Annotated in this window: 13 protein-coding genes and 1 pseudogene; 3 read left to right on the forward strand and 11 right to left on the reverse strand. The window is 50.3% G+C overall.

What is annotated here, in order from left to right; genetic code table 11:
• Positions 1-8: 8 nt before the first annotated feature.
• Positions 9-623 carry a hypothetical protein gene (locus EQV96_RS08890; protein WP_240881751.1) on the reverse strand — a complete coding sequence of 205 codons (615 nt, stop codon included), beginning with the start codon at positions 621-623 and terminating at the stop codon, positions 9-11.
• 289 nt (positions 624-912) lie between these two features.
• Between EQV96_RS08890 and EQV96_RS08895 the strand changes: the two genes are divergently transcribed.
• On the forward strand, positions 913-2211 hold the full coding sequence (locus tag EQV96_RS08895; protein WP_048351748.1) for an RES family NAD+ phosphorylase: 1299 nt from the start codon (positions 913-915) through the stop codon (positions 2209-2211).
• 367 nt (positions 2212-2578) lie between these two features.
• Here the strand turns inward: EQV96_RS08895 and EQV96_RS08900 are convergent, their stop codons facing one another.
• Both EQV96_RS08900 and EQV96_RS08905 read right to left on the reverse strand, forming a co-directional pair.
• Positions 2579-4723, reverse strand: a complete 2145-nt coding sequence (locus EQV96_RS08900; RefSeq protein ID WP_048351747.1) for a DEAD/DEAH box helicase — start codon at positions 4721-4723, stop codon at positions 2579-2581.
• A gap of 103 nt (positions 4724-4826) precedes the next feature.
• On the reverse strand, positions 4827-6452 hold the full coding sequence (locus EQV96_RS08905) for a dsDNA nuclease domain-containing protein (RefSeq protein WP_048351746.1): 1626 nt from the start codon (positions 6450-6452) through the stop codon (positions 4827-4829).
• 171 nt (positions 6453-6623) lie between these two features.
• Here EQV96_RS08905 and EQV96_RS08910 point away from each other — a divergent pair, with 171 nt between their 5' ends.
• Positions 6624-7472: a hypothetical protein gene (locus tag EQV96_RS08910; RefSeq protein WP_151121062.1), complete on the forward strand. Its 849-nt coding sequence runs from the start codon at positions 6624-6626 to the stop codon at positions 7470-7472.
• Positions 7473-8042: 570 nt separating this feature from the next.
• Positions 8043-8342 (forward strand): annotated as a pseudogene (locus EQV96_RS08915) (transposase domain-containing protein); the annotation flags it as partial.
• On the opposite strand, the gene EQV96_RS08920 reads toward EQV96_RS08915, so the two are convergent.
• The 8 genes from EQV96_RS08920 to EQV96_RS08955 all read right to left on the reverse strand — a co-directional run bounded on the left by EQV96_RS08920 (position 8303) and on the right by EQV96_RS08955 (position 18576).
• Positions 8303-9196, reverse strand: coding sequence for an HNH endonuclease (locus EQV96_RS08920; RefSeq protein WP_240881754.1), 894 nt, complete (start codon positions 9194-9196; stop codon positions 8303-8305). The pseudogene EQV96_RS08915 and the gene EQV96_RS08920 sit on opposite strands and share 40 nt — an antisense overlap.
• The gene (locus tag EQV96_RS08925) at positions 9193-10908 is read right to left on the reverse strand and encodes an AAA family ATPase (RefSeq protein WP_197678349.1); all 1716 of its coding nucleotides are present in this window, start codon (positions 10906-10908) and stop codon (positions 9193-9195) included. Before EQV96_RS08925 ends, EQV96_RS08920 begins: the two co-directional genes overlap by 4 nt.
• A 414-nt stretch (positions 10909-11322) precedes the next feature.
• Complete coding sequence (locus EQV96_RS08930; RefSeq protein ID WP_240881755.1) at positions 11323-11682, reverse strand: hypothetical protein; 360 nt, start codon at positions 11680-11682, stop codon at positions 11323-11325.
• A gap of 407 nt (positions 11683-12089) precedes the next feature.
• Positions 12090-12764: a hypothetical protein gene (locus tag EQV96_RS08935; protein WP_048351744.1), complete on the reverse strand. Its 675-nt coding sequence runs from the start codon at positions 12762-12764 to the stop codon at positions 12090-12092.
• A 617-nt stretch (positions 12765-13381) separates the two neighbouring features.
• Positions 13382-13795 (reverse strand): hypothetical protein, encoded by a 414-nt coding sequence (locus tag EQV96_RS08940; RefSeq protein WP_047295392.1) that lies wholly within the window; start codon positions 13793-13795, stop codon positions 13382-13384.
• Positions 13796-15934 carry a hypothetical protein gene (locus EQV96_RS08945; RefSeq protein WP_240881757.1) on the reverse strand — a complete coding sequence of 713 codons (2139 nt, stop codon included), beginning with the start codon at positions 15932-15934 and terminating at the stop codon, positions 13796-13798.
• Complete coding sequence (locus tag EQV96_RS08950) at positions 15935-17398, reverse strand: tyrosine-type recombinase/integrase (RefSeq protein WP_048351742.1); 1464 nt, start codon at positions 17396-17398, stop codon at positions 15935-15937.
• A complete protein-coding gene (locus EQV96_RS08955; protein WP_048654688.1) occupies positions 17395-18576 on the reverse strand; it encodes a tyrosine-type recombinase/integrase in 1182 nt (393 codons plus the stop codon). The genes EQV96_RS08950 and EQV96_RS08955 overlap by 4 nt, the downstream gene beginning before the upstream one ends.
• Between the last annotated feature and the right edge of the window lie 136 nt (positions 18577-18712).

Below are 18712 nucleotides of genomic sequence, written 5' to 3' on the forward strand. Positions count from 1 at the left end.
AGTTTGAGTCACTTTGGAGCTTTGGCCGGATGCCAGAAATCATCGAAGTCGAATTTCATAGTAAGTATCTCAGTGACTTTCAGTTGAGTCGTCTTGTACAGGCGAGTCTTCGAAAATACACCGTGGCCATAACGGCTTTTATCAGCGATGCGGTGATCATAGAAAATAGGTGCCTTGGGGTGTTCTTCGATCACCTTCAGGAAGATGACGCGTATCGAACAGCTAATGGCGGAATAATTTGCACGACGAAAATTCAAAAGGTATGGAAAGAAGGACGTTTCTGGCTTTTGGAGACGGGGGAGGGGAATTACCTTGTTGGTAGCTTCAAGCGCGGCGGTGGGCGACGTAGTTTTCTTGAGTTGCTTCGGTAAAGTGAACGGCTCGAGTCTGATCAAAGGTTGAATGCGCGATTTCATTGGACGTGGAGGCATGACTGTGTGGCAATGGAAGAGCGCTGGAGGGCTACTCGGGCTACGAACAATTTCGATGAGTTGGTCGAAAAGGGAATCACGAATAGTAAACCGATTTTCATCAGTGGGAGGATGCGCTTTTTGAAGAGAACCGCCGGAAGCTGATCGACCAGGACTGTAAGGTTCAGCATCTATGAAGGTGATTATGCTCACCAATTAGAGAGAACTGCGTTTTGCGAGTGTTCCCTCCATCCTGATCTAGGGATGCGCTGGGAGATGATGAGCTAGAGCCTTCACTACGCGGGGTGATCAGCTTGGGACTGTGTACTGCCTTAGTCCGAGCGATCTGGTGGCTTCGGCCGAAAGACTTGATTGGATTATTCGAAATTATGGCTCAATAATAGTTATTGCTGAGCCATAATCTCTAGCGAGTTTTGACGGAGATTAGGTCTTAGTGTCGGCTAGGGGGCTTGGCGTTAGTTAGGGTTTTTTGGAGATTTAATTGGATAGCGACGTGATCTGCTTTGGCTGTGTAAATGATGACTACCTTGTTAAACTCATCAAGAGAAAGGGGGTCAGCTCCGAATGCTCAGTCTGTTCAAAAAAACGTAAGGCCATTCCTGTTAGCGACTTGGTTTTGATGGTCGATAATGTTTTACAACGCTATTTTTTACCGGGTGCGGATTATCCAAAATTCACTCATAGTGGGAGCTTTTCCCACTATGAGCAGAAGGGTGATCTATTGATCCTTCATATTGCTGAGATGCTGGGCGTTGATGAGGATGATCCGGTATCGGAACTTGTTTGCGGTGCTCTAACGACCTGCTCACACTATGAGTTCATGCAGGGTGGAGAGCCCCAATATAGCGACGAACTAAACTACGTCTCGCGAACGCTCAAGCCCTATCAGGCTGAGCACCGATGGGACGATTTCAAGCTAGACATGAAGCACGGAAATCGTTTCTTCAATAAAAATGCGAAACAGTTTCTTGATTGGCTGTTTAAAGGGATTGATCTCTTTGAAGTCTACGGCGATTTCAGAACCGTAATCAGAGAGCTGAGCGATGAAGAAATCTATCGTGGTAGACGCTGTGATTCCACTGCTGAGTATGTTGTGATCGCGAAGGATGCCGCTAACCAGTTAGGGGCGCCTCCAAAGGAGCGTGCAGGATCGGGGAGGATGAATCCTGCAGGTGTGCCTGCCTTCTATGGAGCTTTTGAACGTGACACATGCGTAGCTGAACTTCGTCCGCCTGTAGGAGGACGGGTTATCAGTGGGCTATTTAAGCTTAGGCGGCCCGTTCGGGTTTTGGACTTTATAACTTTAGACAAGGCTTATGAAACGCACCCGCTAAGCATCTTTGATCCCGCATACGCAGAAAAAAAGGGGCGCCGAGATTTTCTTAAAACACTACACAGCAAAATCAGAATTCCCGTATTACCCGACCAAGAGCATGAGTATTTAGTCACTCAAGTAATGGCGGAGTACTTGGCTACCCAGCGAACACCTCCCATCGATGGAGTTCTTTTTGCCTCTGTACAGGTGGCGGATGGCACAAATCTAACCTTGTTCAACCATGCGGTGATTGCCGAAGAACCGCGAGTGGATGTAATCGACGATCTTGGGCAAATATCGAATTCGTTACCTCCGCGCTTGAGTGCTATTGAATACGTTTCGAATTCACTCATGCTCCACAGCGTTCAGCGGGTTAAATTCTCGACGGATGACTCACCGCGAAATGATAACGATCCTGATCAGTGTGATTTTGACGACGATTGGTATGGGGGTGATTGGGATTGACCCCCGCGGGCACAAAGCCTGACCCATACTCTCTGTGAGGTAGATCGCGCATTAGGCTTTGTGAGATACCCTAATCGCGTTGTTTAGTTAAGAGGCTCGGACGAGCACATAAAAATTACATTTGAGGGTTTTTATATCCAAACTCGCAGAGCTCCGCCAACTTGAAAGCATCTCGTCGAGCAGTTCCAAGCGCTAGAGGCCCTGAAAGGTGATGTTGTATTATGCCTCTCCTCGCATGAAGGACGGTTTGGCAGTTGGGGCCGTGTTGAGACTGCTATCCGTTACTGGCTTGGCGAATCAGCGACAAGGCTTTGCTGTGAGTCGGCCCTTCTATGACTCTCGAAAGACCGAATTCCTTAGCCTTTGGTTACATCTCTGCGATGGCCCAACTCATCAAGCTTTTCTCGAAGTTGCTCAACCTTAACCGTTCTACTTGGGGGGCCAACGCCCGGAGCTTTCGAAGCAAATCGTTCAGGTTATCAGACGGTAGAATCATGCCTTTGATCTGGGTTGAGACCTGCGTAGGAATGCCGTACTCATCCAGGGCCGTGAGTAACGGGTCAAGGAAAAGGTTCTCCAGCTGCTCTGCGAAAAAGCTGAAGTCTCCTGGCTCGATATTTCTTTGGGTGAATACATCGTCCTGTATTTTGCTAATCGCCATTATGTCCCGTGGCAACCTAAAGCAGACCATGTTCCTGAGGAATTTCAATCGCAGATTTATCGCTTCGCTCGGTGTGTCATCCTCCCTACGATTCAGTACGGCATCCTGGAGATAGGAGGGCAAATCTTTCTTTGTTCTGATCTCATTGATGTGCCATGCCAGATGGGAGCTTGAAGAAATTCCGTACTCCATCAAATTGCCGCCTTCCAAGCTATAAACGAGATCGCAGAGGTAATTAAGCTGACTCGATTTCTCTGGAATGCCCTTCCAAGTGAGCAACTGCCTGCTTTCAGCCAGCTCCCGAATGATCGCGTTGGCAACCTCGAGTTGTCGATCGATTGGTATATGCCGGTTCTCAATCAGGGTTGCTGGTGATATGACAGGATTCGAATACGCCTCTTGAAGCCGTCCGCGCGAGACGTCAGTGAGGTATTCATTCTCCAGTTGCATGAGAAGGCCCATTGGAGAGCTTTCGTCCTGGTGGCCGATGGGGTACTCAACGGTAAGACCCCGCTCCACAGGGGGCTCCTCGAGCATAAAAACCTTGCCGATGAAATATTTATTCATTCGACCAGCACGGCCAGAAATGTTCTTAAATGTGAAGTAGTCAAAATTTGACGTCTTTAATCGGCGATCATAGATGATGACGTTCTCTGCCGAAGTATTAACCCCCTCGATCATCGTTGACGTGCAAATGATGCGCTTGATAACCCCTTCGTTGAACAGCTTTACGATGTATTGCTGCAGCGCGCGAGGGACGCCTCCATGGTGAATGCCGATGCCTAAGGCAATAGCCTTGGCGACGTTCCACTCCGGGTGATAATGCTTCGAGATCCAGGCGGCTATTTCCTTTGTTTCCGGCACCTCGGAAAGCCCTGCCTCTTCGATCAAGTATTGAGCGACACGATTGGCGCTCGCTGGCGCTTGGCAGTAGATTAGCGTGGGGGAGGCTAGGGTCTTGACGAGTTTCAGCAGTGTTTCTTTTCTCTCCTCCGAGCGCATACCTAGGTTGAAGTTCTGAATGTCGACTGCGACCGTACTGAAGTCGGACGGGATAAAATTATACTCGTAGCTATCCAATCCAGTAATCTGCTGAATGTGAGGGCCGAGCATATAAAATTGAGCACGGGTCTTGGCAAGCTTGTGAAACGCCAAGCTCAGATCAACAGCGCGGGTACTCCCGTCCTTGTCGCTACCCAAGTCTATTTTGTAAAACTCATCGACAACGAAGAATTCGACATCATCTAGGTCTTTGCGTTGGATGACCCTTTCTTGAGTCAGAAGGTAGACGTTGGTCGTTCCTGCTTCTGCTTCTTGGCTGGGATGGGTGATCAGGTTGAACTGTTTGAATCGTTTAACAAGACGGCGACGGGTTTCATCGATTAACGCAATGGTTGGAACGATCACAACGACTTTTTTGAAGCGGTGCTGAGCCAGAACAGCATCGATTACGAGGCTTTTACCAACACTTGTGGACGCGCTAAGCACCACGTTTCGGCCCTGCATTATTAAGCTGAACACGTGAGCCTGCAGGTGATGGAATACCATACCCTGTTCTAGTCCCTCTACCCGATGAGCCTCGTATGCTAGCCGGTCGGACAGATCCATATTGCTCAGGTGAGGGGTTATATAGGGAAAGAGGCCAACTGCACGCACCATATTGAGCAACAGTGATTGCTCAACTGGGCCGAACAGATCAAATTTGTCGAGCGCCCGGATGACTAGGTCACGTCCTTCCCACTCAGGGTCACTTCTGCTGACAAAAGTGTTGATGGCTATTAGCAGATCGATACTCAATAGACTGCTTTCGTTAAGCTGAACCAGATTTTCTTTGGCTTTCTCGTAATTCATGACCTATTCCTTGAGGCCTTGGTCGAGTCTCTACACTCCCCCGAGGCCAATTCCGTCTTTGGCGTGCAGCTACTAGGCTAGAGTCGAGCATTCAGATCAGCGTCTATAAATCTTCAAGTTTTTTACAGCGTTCGTTGAAGGCTTTGATTAGCTTCGCAACGCTCTCCATAGGTACAAGAAAGACGGCAACCTTTACCTGTTGAATGTTCTCGGGTAACTGCGTCCTTAGAGCGCTGTAGTGGTCGATAATCTCATTTTCGAGGTGATTGACGTAGTCGGCCAGCCAGCCAGAGGCGAGCGATGCGCTGTCGTAGGTCAATAAGATAGGGAAGCAAAGGACGTTAAGCATGTCGTCCACAGGCGAGTTTCGATGTAACGCCTGATTAAATGTTTCAGCTTTTGGCAGGTGATGGTGGGGTTCGCGGAGCGCAATGACTATCTCGCGCTCAGCGGACAGAACGGCTTCAGAGATGGTGGCGTCCAACACTTCGCAAATCTGCTCAAGCGTAGTGTCCATACTGCCAGCTTCGATTAGCCGCGCAAGGCCAAGCCAAAGTTGGTCGTTTTGTCCTTGCTCTTGGATGATATGGGCATTGCCGAATTCTGAAAGCTTGCCAGCAGCCTTGTAGAAAACTTTGCAGGCGATAGGCTCGCTGTTTGCTCGGCTGCGTAGAATTGCATGAAGTATGAGCTCTGCAACGAGCCTTTCTCGTGGAAGCTCATTGTTGCTAAAAGCGCTGATCGACCGTGCGATTATTGCTTCAGCGTTGTGTGCCTGGATGTTCACGATTTCACTGGCCTTCAACGAGAACTCTGGCAACCATTCGATCAGATGCTTCGCCATGTCCTCACATCGCCATTTTTTCAACGAATAGCGAACGTCGTAAGCGGTAACTGAGCGGAGTAATCCCTCTTCGGTGCTGGCGTGAAACTGTACCAAAAATGGTTCAGGTCGAGTCTTGTAAGGCTTGGAGGTTGAGGTTGAAACCGCATCAGCTTCGTCAAGTCGCTGCCGAATGAGGGTTAATGTAGTTTCGCGGCTTATGATCTTGGTCGCTGCATCCGTCTTCACATCGGCGGTCGCCGCCTTATCAGCCAACTCCAAGAGTTCCTCGTAAATATCTTTAAGCTGGTTGTAGTTGGGTCGATTGCCATACTGCTCAGCTAACTTAGCAAGCGTGTTGATGTTGATCGCTTCTAGGGCATTCACTTCGCCGTAAACCTGCCACACGAAATTCTCCGCCCAGTACGAGAAGTCTCGGTTCTGAGGGGAACAGAATGTTTTGAATTTCTTAAGCAGTGCTTCGCTTCGCTCCGTGGTTGTATCAGGCAGAAGCCGCTTTACCAGCTCAGTTTTGAAGCCTTCCAAGATGGTTGCTACGTCTCGTTTTGTTACTATCCGGAAGCGAGCCGTGCCAGATCGGATGTCACATTTAAGCGATTTTTGGAACAGGGAAGACTCTGCCTTCTTGTTCTCAAGATCCGTCACCTCTTTCCAGTTCCACTTGTGGTTACCTTCCGTGGTTTTGACTTGGATATATTCAAAGACGGTCAGTCCCGAATGTTGGAAGACTGCAACGATATCGTCGGCTGTCTCGCACTCAATCTGAACGTAGCTACTGTCGCGAAGCATCTTGACGATGAAGCTAACAGCCACGTGGTCTTGATATTTGAAGCCCTGCCTCGCCGCAGGCCCACCTTTATTGGTTGGGCTAGAAATACGCACCATGACGTCCTTGTATCGCAAGAAATTTGGCTAAAATTCGGACGACCGCTCAAGCTTCTGTAGAAGAGGCGAGAGGGGGGGGGCCGAGCCTGTAAATTATCTAACGCTAACACTAATGGCAATTGGCCGGCCATCTCTGCTGCGGATCACTATACGAGCTCACAGGGGAATCGTGTGCATCTTTTAGGATCAGAAATTGGCCATTTCACTGCTACTGATTGCTCACCGGAGAAAACTCAAAGATTACCTACTTCTGAGTCTTGCATTTTAGACGAGACCTTCAGAGGAAAAGCGCCGGCAGTGGTGCGCGTCATGGGGAGGCAATGGGCTAACCTAAAGTTTGTTAAGTTTAACCTGCACGGCGGGCAAAGTATGGATGTTGGTTTTTTCCTGAAACAGCGCACTGCGTTCATAACGCACTTTTTTGATGAGGCCTCAGTCCCGTTTGTGGAAACGATGCGAAAAATAGAGGCAGGAGAGGAGCCATTCGAGGAACAAGGCTTCGATCCAGACGCGGCGACTGGTGAACCTGCATTCACAGATGAATGGCTTCGCGCGCAGACTGGGTTAGAGATAATTGGTCAAACCGCCATATCCATGTTGTCTGAGACCTTGAAAATTTTTTTCGTTACTCACGAAAAGAATGCTGGTCTGAATTGCGTAAAAGAGGTTGGCCAAGATGTGTTCGGCAAAGGCTTCATTCGTGGTTACCGTACCTGCTTCGCGCAGCACGGTGTTGACTGGAGCCAATGCCCCGTAGATTTCTCTATATTGGAGCAAATTGTATTGGCTAGGAACGCTAGCCAGCACGTCAGTTGCATAACCTACACTCGGGCTAACCACACCCTAAAAGCGCTGCAAAAGCACCCAAGCCCTATTTTTGTGAGTGAGTACGAAAGAGAGCTAATGGAGCGCTTAGGAGGTAGCTGGATGATTGAACCATCTGTCCATGTGACACGGGAGGCACTAGAAAAGGCGATCGAAGAGGTAGAAAAACTAGCTTCCTGGCTTGAGGGTGAGTAGCTGATGAGTGACCTAGAACCCTAACATCGTTAACTCTTATCATTAGGGACGTATCTCACCGCTTGGTTTCATGAGCTGAAGGGAATTACCTTCAGCAGTACCTTTGCTCTAGAGACAGTTGCTCCCTGCCTGCACAGTAAGGGAGCGGCAAACACACCTTCCGAACTCTCAAATTAAGGGCGATGTTGTCCGTCTATTTTTAAGCGGACGCGATAGTCCTTAAATGCGCCAACGAAGCTTTTACCCCAAGTCGTTCAAAGCCTAGGTTGTTCAGGAATGCCTGCAACCCGGCGTATCCATTTCCAGCGTTGCCATCAGTCACGGCATCAATACCAACGTGATTCGTAAGTGGCTGCCGCTTTATCGAGATCAACCGTCCGCAACGCTGCCAGCGTTCGTACCGATAAAGGTCGCCCCAAAACCAGCAACTGAATCGTCAGTGATCATTGACCGCCATTTGGCGAGCAAACTATCACGGTGAAATGGCCGTTTTCAGATATCGAGGGATGCGCCCGCTTTTTCCGTGGACTTGCTCCATGATCCGCATCGATGCGATCTGGCTGGCCAACCAGCCTCTTGATAGACAACAACTATATCGAGCAGCAAATTCGTCCCTGGGTTCTGGGAAGAAAAAATTGGCTCTTCGCAGGGTCGTAACGCAGTGGCAAACGCGCTGCTGCGTTGATGAGCCTGATCCAGTCGGCCAAGCTCAATGGGCATGATCCCTTTGCCTACTTGAAGTGCGTTTTTGCTCGCCTGCCAACGCAGCGGGCAATTGAATCGGAGAGTCCGCGGGACGCTCTCAGCTTTGCGCTCCAGATCTTGGCGACTCAGTCAGAATCGTCCAAGAGCTCATCTAGAATTCGCTGAGGTACCTTGAATATCTCCACGAAACCTTCGCCGACGAACTCGTCGTGGTTTGTCAGCGCTCTCAACAAGGTAGGTCGCCAGTGATTGGTGTAGAGGTTTTCAGCCTCAATTGCTCCCTGGTTGCGAAGAAATTTCCTAACGCCGCGTTCACCCTTTCTGGCGTGTTCAAGGTGAATCGCCGTCGCGTGGGACATCACGTAGTTGTTCAATTCTTTTTCATAACGTTCGTTGAGCTTCAACGTAATCATTTGGTTAGAAAGGCGACCACTGATGCCTTCATCCAGTGCAACCTCTGGTATCACTTGGAACGTTGCAACCAGCCCACCTTCAGAGATGTCTATTTGCGCCTCCAGAAACTGGATGTCAGGCAGTGCGTCAAAATAGGCGTGGACAAATGCCAGCTCTTCTTCGTTTTGCCCCCCGAAACCGGCGAGTTTGATGTGGTTGCAGTCGTGGCAACTCGGTACGAGGTTTCGAGCATAGATCGCGAGCGGTGCGAAATGAGAGCGAGGGAGAAAGTGATCGAGCTCGGCGACCGGATCAATTCCACAGATAGGGCATAAGCCTATTCCCTTGAAGAGTCGTTCGCGCAGCGGATATAGCGATCGAGTCTCGTAGGTTTTCTCATAGGCCGCGTCCAGTGCGTCAATCAGTGTTTGAGGGAAGTTGGAGCCTTTGAGCAACTGGCTCGCTGCCCCCCTGTCTTGATCGTATTGGTCGTACAGGGCAAGCAGGTCTGATATTTCGATTTCAGACAGCGCATGCCCTTGCGGGCCGCGATAGTTGTACTGGCGGATGGATGCAATCAGATCTGCCCTGGAGGTTTCGCGATGAGGGAGGGGAAGGTTTCTCATCGTGCCAACCTGCGTTTCGCCATCTTGGACAACACATAGGCACGAGCCTGAGCGCTGAGCCCGAACTCAAATATGGTGTCGATCTCTTTGAGTGTATCGTACTCCGCAGCCAGCAGATCTAGGGCAGCATGATAGTCAGTGCTGGCCGCCGTCAGGCCGAAGCTGTCGTATGTCAGGATGCCGATGTTCTCCCCGTAAGTTTCGAGCGTCGGTGGAGTAATCGTTAGAGTCGAACCATTTCGTTCGACGTAGCGGACATGGCGGGCCAGTGTCTCTTGCAGAAGAACAGGCGAATGCGTTGCAACCACGCAATACGCGTTCACCTCGGTCAAGATCAAACGTACGGAATGCATCAGAGCCGCCATCAATGGTGGATGTAGGTGCGTTTCCGGTTCGTCAAAGAGTACAAGTGATTGTGGGCGTGTATGAGCTACCAAGGATGCGATTACGTGCAACGCGATTTTGTGGCCGGTACTCCATTGCATGAAGTATTTGCGCGCCAGTCGGGTACTGCTTAGAAGCGCATCAAGTTCAACGGTGAAATCCCGGAATGACGGATCTGTCATTAGCGGCTCAATTGCTGCTTTGAACAGGTTTTCATCCTTGTTCTCTCTGATGGCCTTTAGGAGTTTGATGAATTCATCTGCAAGGGCGTCAATAGGCTTAAGCTCAGTGGAACTCCGGCGATCCATCGATACACTTGATCGGGCACTTTCTGGCTTACTCTCAGCTCTTGCCAAGTCTTTACTCACCTCTCGAACGATGTCTCGAAGCCCGCAGAACACGAAGCGGCTGTCACCGTTGTCGATGTCCTCAATGATCTGCTTCAAGTCCTTTTCGGCAAGTCCGGGTACGACGAAGCTATCAAACGCGCTGTAGGATATGGTGACCACTCGCATGAAACCAATACTCGCTGGCGTAATCTCACCCATTGCTAAAAGTTCTTTCTTATTCCGTTCTTGAGGAGAGGCGTAGGCCAGGTGAGCTAGCCTCGAAAGGATAGTGCTCTTGCCTGATCCATTGCGTCCGACCAATACAACAATGCGCTCTGGCAGCAGTACCTTAGTGCGACTAGGCCCGATTTTTCGATATGAACCACCGTAGTCAGGTGGGACGGGGGCTTCAAAGTTGAAATCAATGGACTCTGTGGCCCCTTTCGGGCGAAATGAAAAATCCTCCATTCCAACCAGGGCGCTGAAATTCCCCTCGTAGAGAACACGGGCGTCGGAGAGAAACTTATTCCAGTTGGACGTGTTTCGAAAGATCGACGTCTTCCATCCCGTTTCATTCTGGAACTCCTCGATCAGATCTGGGATCGCCACAGCGTCCTGCAAGGCAGACATGATCTTCTCGCGGTGCTTGATTGGTAGCTCATTCAGCCGTTTGTAATAATCAAGTGATGTGCCTACTGACACCCATCCGTGACCAAGACGGGAAAAAGGCTTCTGAATGAGCTGGGGGCCTGTTTCTTGGTCTCGCTTGAGAATTTTCACACCGCCGATGTATTTAACTTTGTCCGGTTTACTGGCGCTCGGGCGGTAGTAAAGGTGGTAGAGGGTTTTGTAACTGTAGTCGTTCCAATCGTCCTGCTGGAGAGCAAATTGGGTGTCTATGCTTTTGAGGTTTCTGCTCGAAGGTGGGTAGATACTGATAGGCATAACGATTGAGAGTCCGTTCAGGGCCAGTGGCAATCCATTGATTTGAATTGGCATTCAAGCTTTCGCAACCAAGTTTGCCAAGAGTCTGTTGATTTATGCGAGAGCATCCACGCATCAGGCTATGAACTTATAATTCTCCCTGGATAGAGAGGGCAAATTTGACGCAAGATACAACTTCATGTGGACGCAGCGTAAATCAATGGTGTTGTCTTTTCATATACGACGAAAACCATGCGGGGGCATGGCCTTTGGCTGATGCTGTACTACTTGGTCAATTGCTGTTCGATGGTTTTCTTGAAGAGCTTTGGCTTTCCAAGGTCATGACCTAAATGCAGGATTTCAAACTGGCCGTTGAGTTCTAGGGCTAGTGTCGGAACACCCCTCGCTTGGATCAGGGCCATCAGCTCATTGCATTACTGGATAGGAGGTGCGGTGCGATCCTAGGAGCACACCGCCACATCAGAGCAGTCAGAAATTCAAAGAGGCGTTGAGGTCTACGTCTTCACCGCGAAACCAGCCCAGAATTTTCGTTTTTTTCATCGAACCCTGGATTAAGCGCTGCCTCGCCTCTTCCTTAGGAATTTGGTAGGAAGCTGCAAGATCGCTCTCCAATCGTCCTTGGCCGCGTTGCCAGGCTAGTTCCAGGTCGAGATCATATTTCTCAAGCTTCTTTACGAAGACTGCACCTGCAGAGTTCAGCTCTTGATTTTCGTATGCGGCACGGATCTCAACGTCGCCGTCCTCGAAAGATTTGCAAACAGGTTCCATTTTCAACCCCTTGCTGACTAGCTCGCGGATCATTTTCTCCGACCATGATGCGTAATCCATGTTGACCTTAATTCCTTATTTGATGGGGTTTTTGTAGTCTCGCGACTACTTATTTTTGGCTTGAATTGCCCCGGGTTGCAAGGCCTGTACGCGGTAAGCTTTCGGCCAACTACCCTTACGTAAATCAGGCCAGCACCCACTGAAGCGACTGCAATTGCCCGATCTCACTGGCCCGCTGTGTCGGTATCTGAGCGAGATCGAGCACACGCTGCTGTCAAGGATTAACGGCACCGTTTGAATGTCTAGCCCGGCCTCGATCATAGACCCTTAGCTGTTCAATCAGTCTAGATATCGGGACGTTAAATGAGTCCGTCACCCATGCGGCAGCTACTCAGGCTCCGACTAAGTCGGAAAGCTTTATACCCACGTTCGGCATGATTCGTACTTGATACCGCAGGCGCTAGTCGTCAAGCGGAAAAGTACGTCCCTAATCCATCTTTCAGGAATGACCAGTTACTGATTGCCAGCGAGATCGCTGTCGAAATTAGAATGCTGAAAATGGCCCATCTCACCGTGGCCCTGACGCCAGACTTACCTTCATCTTGAACAGGGCGAATGATGTTTTTGTAGATGTGCTCGTAGCCTTCGGACACGATGCTGATGCTGTCGAAGTGGCTCTGGATCTCGCGTAAAGGGCCCGCCATAGGCTTGAGGAGGTCGTTTGATGCCACGAGTTTTTTGACATCTTCAATCTGACGCTTAGTGTCGGTGATTCGATTAGTCAGCGCGCTGGGATTGAAGGTAAGGATATCGGTGATGCGCTTGTCTAAGTCAACGTAGTCCGACTCAGTTTTCTCAGCCAACCCGGCTACGTACTGATGCGTGTCATCGTTGACGAAGCAAAGAATGATTGGCTTGAAGCCGTCCTCACCGATTTCGGAATAATCGATCACACCAGCCTCATCGAGCTTATAGAGCAGATAATCCGCGGCGTTCCAGTTCCTCACCAGGCTACTAAGGGTGGCCGTGACGTCGGGGTTGTTGAAATCTACGCTTCCTTTTGCGTCTGCATGACGGATCAAACAGAGAAGGATTCTGAGCTCCTGAAGCGGTGAAATTTGATCGTCTATTGTAGTTTTCATGCTTAACCGTAACTCAGCTGTCCAAAAATAGTCATAAGCGCCCTAAATGCTGCGGCGAACGCTTCCCAGCACCGCGACAAACTTCCAGGTCAGCAAGCCTATCTCTCGCTTACGGTCTATGCTTGGGAGGTAAGACGGGTGACTGCTATGGCTATCGATACAGTGGCCAGTCGCTGTGCCGCGTTTATCGCACATCCCAATCGAAACGCCTAGATGGCTAAGCACTTTAGGTAGAGCTGCATCCGTTTGGACAGAACAGGATTATCAGTTGGCGCACCGAGGAGCACCTCTACATAGTTGTTTCCCACAGCATCCTGAAGCCCGAAACTATGGAGTAATGCCCCCGATGCGGAGCGTTAAGTCCCCTTTGGCCCGTTATGTGCCCAAATGGGGGGACTACAGGGCTCACAGTCCTGTTTCTAGAAGTGGGCGGTCGACATCACCGCCAGGCGTCAAAGAGACTTAGGCTGGCCGTCATACCTAGATGACTTGGCCAGACGCTTACTTTCAAGCAGTACTCGCGTTAGCTGATGGGTTTCTAGCAAGCGGCGAAATCGCAGCAAGATAGTGGCATCCGGTGCAGACTCACTGGCGAACACACCTTCCCGTCCACGAGGCTACCGGATTTCTTTTGGCTTGGCATATGGCAGAGGCCGGTCGAGGTCATCCAGGGTGAGGCCTCCCCGTACTGCGTTGTGGCTCCACCGCACAAATTGCTCCAAGAGAGCGTTGTTTTCACGAGTTAAGCGTTCGACCCGTGCCTCTAGGAGCTTGACGCGCTCCAAAGCCTTATCTGTCTCAACTGCTCTTCGAGAAACGCTTACTCCGTTGTCATCCTTTGCATGCTCCTTAGCGTGATCCCAGGCCGATTTGATGCGTGGGCGCCGGAGCATTGCCGCCTTGGTGTACTTGTGCCCAATCTCGACCTCTAGCATGGCGAGGTAGCGATCCCAAGTCAGTTTTCCGGCCCAGCCATCCAGCAGGCGGACTGCCTTTTCGATTCCGGTATCGTTTAGCTTTGGCGCGCCCATTTAGAAAAACCCCATGTCTAGTAGCAACTTCTCGTCGGCGTCCAAATCGTCATCGACTTTCGCCTTAGGTTTCTTCGGCACTTTTGCGTCTAGGTTAACGATTCTCACGGCTTGAGCTAGCCCAGCCTTTGACTGCGGGTTTTCAGGGGGGGGCAATGTGATAAGCGTTCCATCAGCAATTGTTGGATCGTTCAGCTTGGTGAGAACAAGCCGCCACCGTTCGAGTTTAGGCTGGTGAAGCTTCAGCCACCTTGATGCGCCTGGCTCACCACGTTCGTCAGCCGCTTCAGCATCCGCGACAGCTTTTTCATGGAGCTTGAATTGGAACTCGGCTTCGTCGTGATGGCGCTTGTCGCCCTTCACAAACGTGTGCTCTCCGCAGCTCACGCAGTCCTTGTCCTTAGGGCATGGTGTGAGTGCGTGATCATGGCGGCAAATGCCGTAACGGGTGCGATGAGTCGCCCCCAGCTCCAATTGTAGGGCCTGCTCTCGTGTGAGCCCGTGAGCAATCGCCATTGAGTTCACCTTGGCTTCCAGGTGCCCGTGTACGTGCAGTGGCCGTTGCTTGGCCCCAAGCTTGAGATAGGCCTCGATAAAGGCCTCTTGAGGCAGATGGTCATACCATTCGTTCTGCTTGACACTTTTGCGTCCAGACCAAAAAGCAATCAGCGACTCACTAAGGTATTTGCTTTGAGCTAGCGTATTCAGCAGGTGGCGGAAATCATGCGTATTGATCGCGATAGGACTGCCATCAGGATTCACTTTGGCATTTCGGCTGAAAATAGTAACCCCGGCAGGATTTGCGCCTAGCTGATTATTGAATTGATATGTCGATAGTGGTGCGGGTACATGCAGCAAGGGCTCAGCGTTGGGCCTAAGGATATTTTCGGGGAGTACGAATAGCGCTTCGTGCCACTTGAGCCCTGTGTGTCCGTCCAAGATTGGAAAAGCATCTGGGAGCTTCGCCAGAATGAAGCTTTTCAGCGATTCAAACTCGTAAAGTGCTACCCAATGGGCCTTCTGCGACTTAGGCCCCATACGCTCCTTATTGGTGGTGCGATCCTCACGTTTTACCAAGCCATAACGGGTAGCGTGGCATCCGCTAATTGGTGCCGTCTTACCCAAAATGGTAGCGGCTTCATACAACGTAATCGGCTGGTCACGCAGATGCTCTGCCCCAGGAGGAAGATAGATTTTGTCGGGGTTGTTTGCATACCAAGCCGCAGCTTTTCTGGCGGGTGCACCAAGGTTAGTGAGGTATTTGACCGTCTCTTTCACCACTGTCTCAAATTCATCAGAGGCGGAAAATTTTGTCATCGCCTCCGCGCCTTTGGCAGGAGCCCATGCGATGCCCATGATTGGGCCTTCTTTGGTATCTGCGGTGCGGATACAGTCTACCGGAAGGCTCAAAATTTCAGATGACCGGCTTGGCGCATACATGGCAAGAGACACAAAAGCGGTTGTCAACCTATCTGACACATTGGTGCTGGTGTGATGAATTTCAGCGAGTGCAAAAATCGATTCAAGTGACGGAAGCCTTTCCACTGCTTTTTCGGATTCCTTGGTCGCAACCCTGTCATTTCTGACTGGGGCCTTGTATCGAATTGGGCTTCGCCACTCCAACACAATTGGCGTTAGGCGTGCAGGATTGACTACTTCTGTCACAATTCTTTCGAGAACCCTTGCTACTGACCAAGAGTCCGCGTATCTGGCTTTCAACAAATCAGCTGCTTTGTCGAGCACAAAAGGAGTCAGCTGTGTAATGCATGGTCTGGATTTGGAGTCAATTAATGCCTGCTCTATGGCTTGAAGTGCATATAGGTGTCGAGAGAACTCTGACAGTCGCAAACGGCGCATTACTTCGCTGAACGTAGCTTTTGCAAAGGTAAGAAAGTCTATTTCAAATGGGATTTGGACTGTTGATTTGCCTTTGGATTCGTCGCGCATTGATTTGAAACGCGCGATTTTTTTCTTTTTACCCTGAGCCCTGCCGATAACAAAGGTTGAGATGTCCCAGCTGTTACTCTCCCAATCGACGTTAACGAAAGGAAAGTTTGTCTTGGCATGGAAGATGAATAGCTCCAAATTCTCCTGAGCACTTAGCGCGTCTCTGCCAATGAAGTGTACGATTTCGCTCATTTAAAATGCTTCTTCTGATGTGTCGCGGATCGTGATGATCTGTTGAATAGCAGACATTGCACTGTGATTGATCTGACGGATTCTTAGCTCCGTTTCGATCTCTTGATCTGCTACCAGAAAAGCCATCAACGTCTCCCAGGGCGCGCTCAGCAATGGCTCGAAATGGGCGCACCCAGCTAGGCAGGCGACCGGAGCGTTCTGGTGGCATTCAGCACGGGTTCCGCAAGCGCCAACAGGCATCCCCATGAGCCTCATGAAGTCCGTGATAACGGCGTCAGGATCCCCAGCCCTAGTGGCTTCGTGCAGCCCAGAAATAGGCTTGCCTTGAAATGCCCGAGCGAAGTAGCCCATTTCTTTGCCCAGCGCCTCACGGATGGGCTTCTGGAGCTCTGGCATGGATGCCCGATAATATTGGATGCAGGAGGTGCTCCGGTGGGTAAGCAGTCGCGCCACTTCGTAATCCGAAGCCCCTTGGGCCAGAGCCCTGGTGGCGAGTGTGTATCTGAAGCGATATGGGGTGATTGGGATTTTCGCGCCCAGCCTGTCTGAATATGTATCGAGGGCTGAAAATGTCTCAACTACCTTTCTGCTGAGTTCTCTCGATGACTGGCCTAAAAACAAGTGATCGTGATCTTTGGCATCGCGCATTGCAGGCGTGTCGAGGTAACTTATCAAAGTTTCTGCGAGAACTGTTGGGGCACGCCGAAGCCAATACTCATCTGCTACTGTCTTCTCACCCTTTGCCAGTGGGATCCTCAAGGTAACGTCGAAACCTTGGCGGTCATGCACTACTACGTCACGCTTCCTCATTCGCCGGGCTTGAACTGGGCGAACGCCTGTACCAATGAAGAACCAACAGAGTGTGTATGTATCTTGGCTGATGAGGCCTAGAGCGAACGCGTTGTTCAACACCGAATTGGCATTGTGCAACTCTTCTTCCGTAAGGGCTCCTTTCTCAGGGTCATTGGTGATGAGGCCGTAATACGCGCCCTGGGATTTTTCTTCCCAGCTATGACTGTTCTCCAAAAAGTCACAAGCTTCATCACTAAGTACGGAAGTGTTTGAGTCCTTAATCCGACGAAGAAGCGGGATGATAAAAGGCCTGTAGCTTGCCTGGATTTCGGAGAGAGCGTTGATTTCCGGAATACCTATTAGATCTTTGCCCACCATAGTAGGTAGGCGCAGCCACTTCTCTGTGGCATGGCATACGGTGGAGTTATAACGAAGACTATGCGTAGAAAGAGTAGTCGCTAGGCAAGAAAAAACGCTTTGATGAAAGGGGTTTTTTTTGTCAAATAAACCAAATCTAATTGGCGTAGAAATACCATCCCTGTCAATCAGAGGTAGATTTACACCGAGTTCGGCTTCCACAATCCGACCATCAAGCAATACAACTCTTCTGGCCGTTCGGTAGGTTAATGAGCAGGCCTGGCTCAATAAAGTATGATCTTTGGTGCTGATCATTTTTTATCTCGCAAGCTATTGGCCAGTTCTTCCGCAATCTTGTCTGCCTTTTCACGAATGTGCCGACGGGCATAGCGCTCTTCCATCGATGAATTTTTCGACCAGCCGTTAAGTCTGTTTCGCATTTGCTTTTCTTTCTCGGGCTTCATTCGTTCTTCTGGAGGCAAAGCGTCAATTGCTCGGCTTAAGCGGTCATTCCATGTCCGTCGCATTGAGTGCGGAGCTATGCTGGCCGGCAAATAACTCTTGCGACGTAGCTCCCTGAAAACGAGGTTTATTGCCTCTAGGGATAAGTGGTCGCCCGTTTTCGTTGTGAACAAATAACCATGCTTTCTGCCCGTGACTGGGATGTTGCTCCAGTGCTTCATGACGAATTGGTGGAAGTCGTCTGCAGTCTGTTCGGATAAAGGCAGGGTTCTTGCTATGGTTTTCGACACCCGAATGCCGACTCGGCGGGTTGCGTGGTTTATGTCCTCCACTCGAATGTAACGAAGCTCGCTTCGCCGGATCGCCGTCTCCGTGAAAATCCGGTACATCAGATGATTACGATACTGATGAAAGTCCGATTGAAAAGGATTGGTCTCGGATCCTGGCTCGAATGCAGCATCCAATGCGTCCATTACCTCTTCAGATAGACCCTCAGGAGCATCTCCTTCATCGGACGGTGTTGCCCTTGGTTCTTGAGCTCGCAACGCGGCAATGGCCCTCTCTCGTGATTTGGAGAGGTCTTTCCGTGGCTTCTCGGATGCCTTTGGGTTGATACGCTCATGATTGAATTCCAGAAAGTTCGCTACTGTCCGGATCCGGTATCCACCTTCCACTGCTGAAATCAATGTTCTGGGCACGTTCGGGGCACCGCCACTGCGTACCTGTTCCAGTCGCACGATCTTTCGAGTTCGAATTTCCAGAGACTCTGCCACCAGTTGATCTTGGGCGCCTCGATCCATGCGAAGGAAGAACGCCAGATCTTCACATTGCTCAATCGAGAGAAAAGTTTCTGATCGTAAAGCCTGGTCAAGATCGATTTTTCGGGAGATCGCCCACAGATATGCCATGCCCAATGAACGGAGCACCTTTTCAGTGGTCGTTGCGGCAAAGCCCACGTCTCGGTATCGGAGGGTTGCATAGATATTGGGGAGGAAGGGAGGACGTCCTTCATGATCTACGAGCACAACCATAGGCAGGTCGTCTGATGCTGTAAAAGATCTTATGGAATAGTTGACCAAAGTATACGCTTCCGGCCTATAAGCTAGTTAGGGCGGCGAGTATAGGGAGGGGTATACGATAAGTAAATCCTCCAACCCCTTGTTTTTA

The organism is Pseudomonas sp. TMW22080 (assembly GCF_022496745.1).
GTDB lineage: Bacteria > Pseudomonadota > Gammaproteobacteria > Pseudomonadales > Pseudomonadaceae > Aquipseudomonas > Aquipseudomonas bubulae.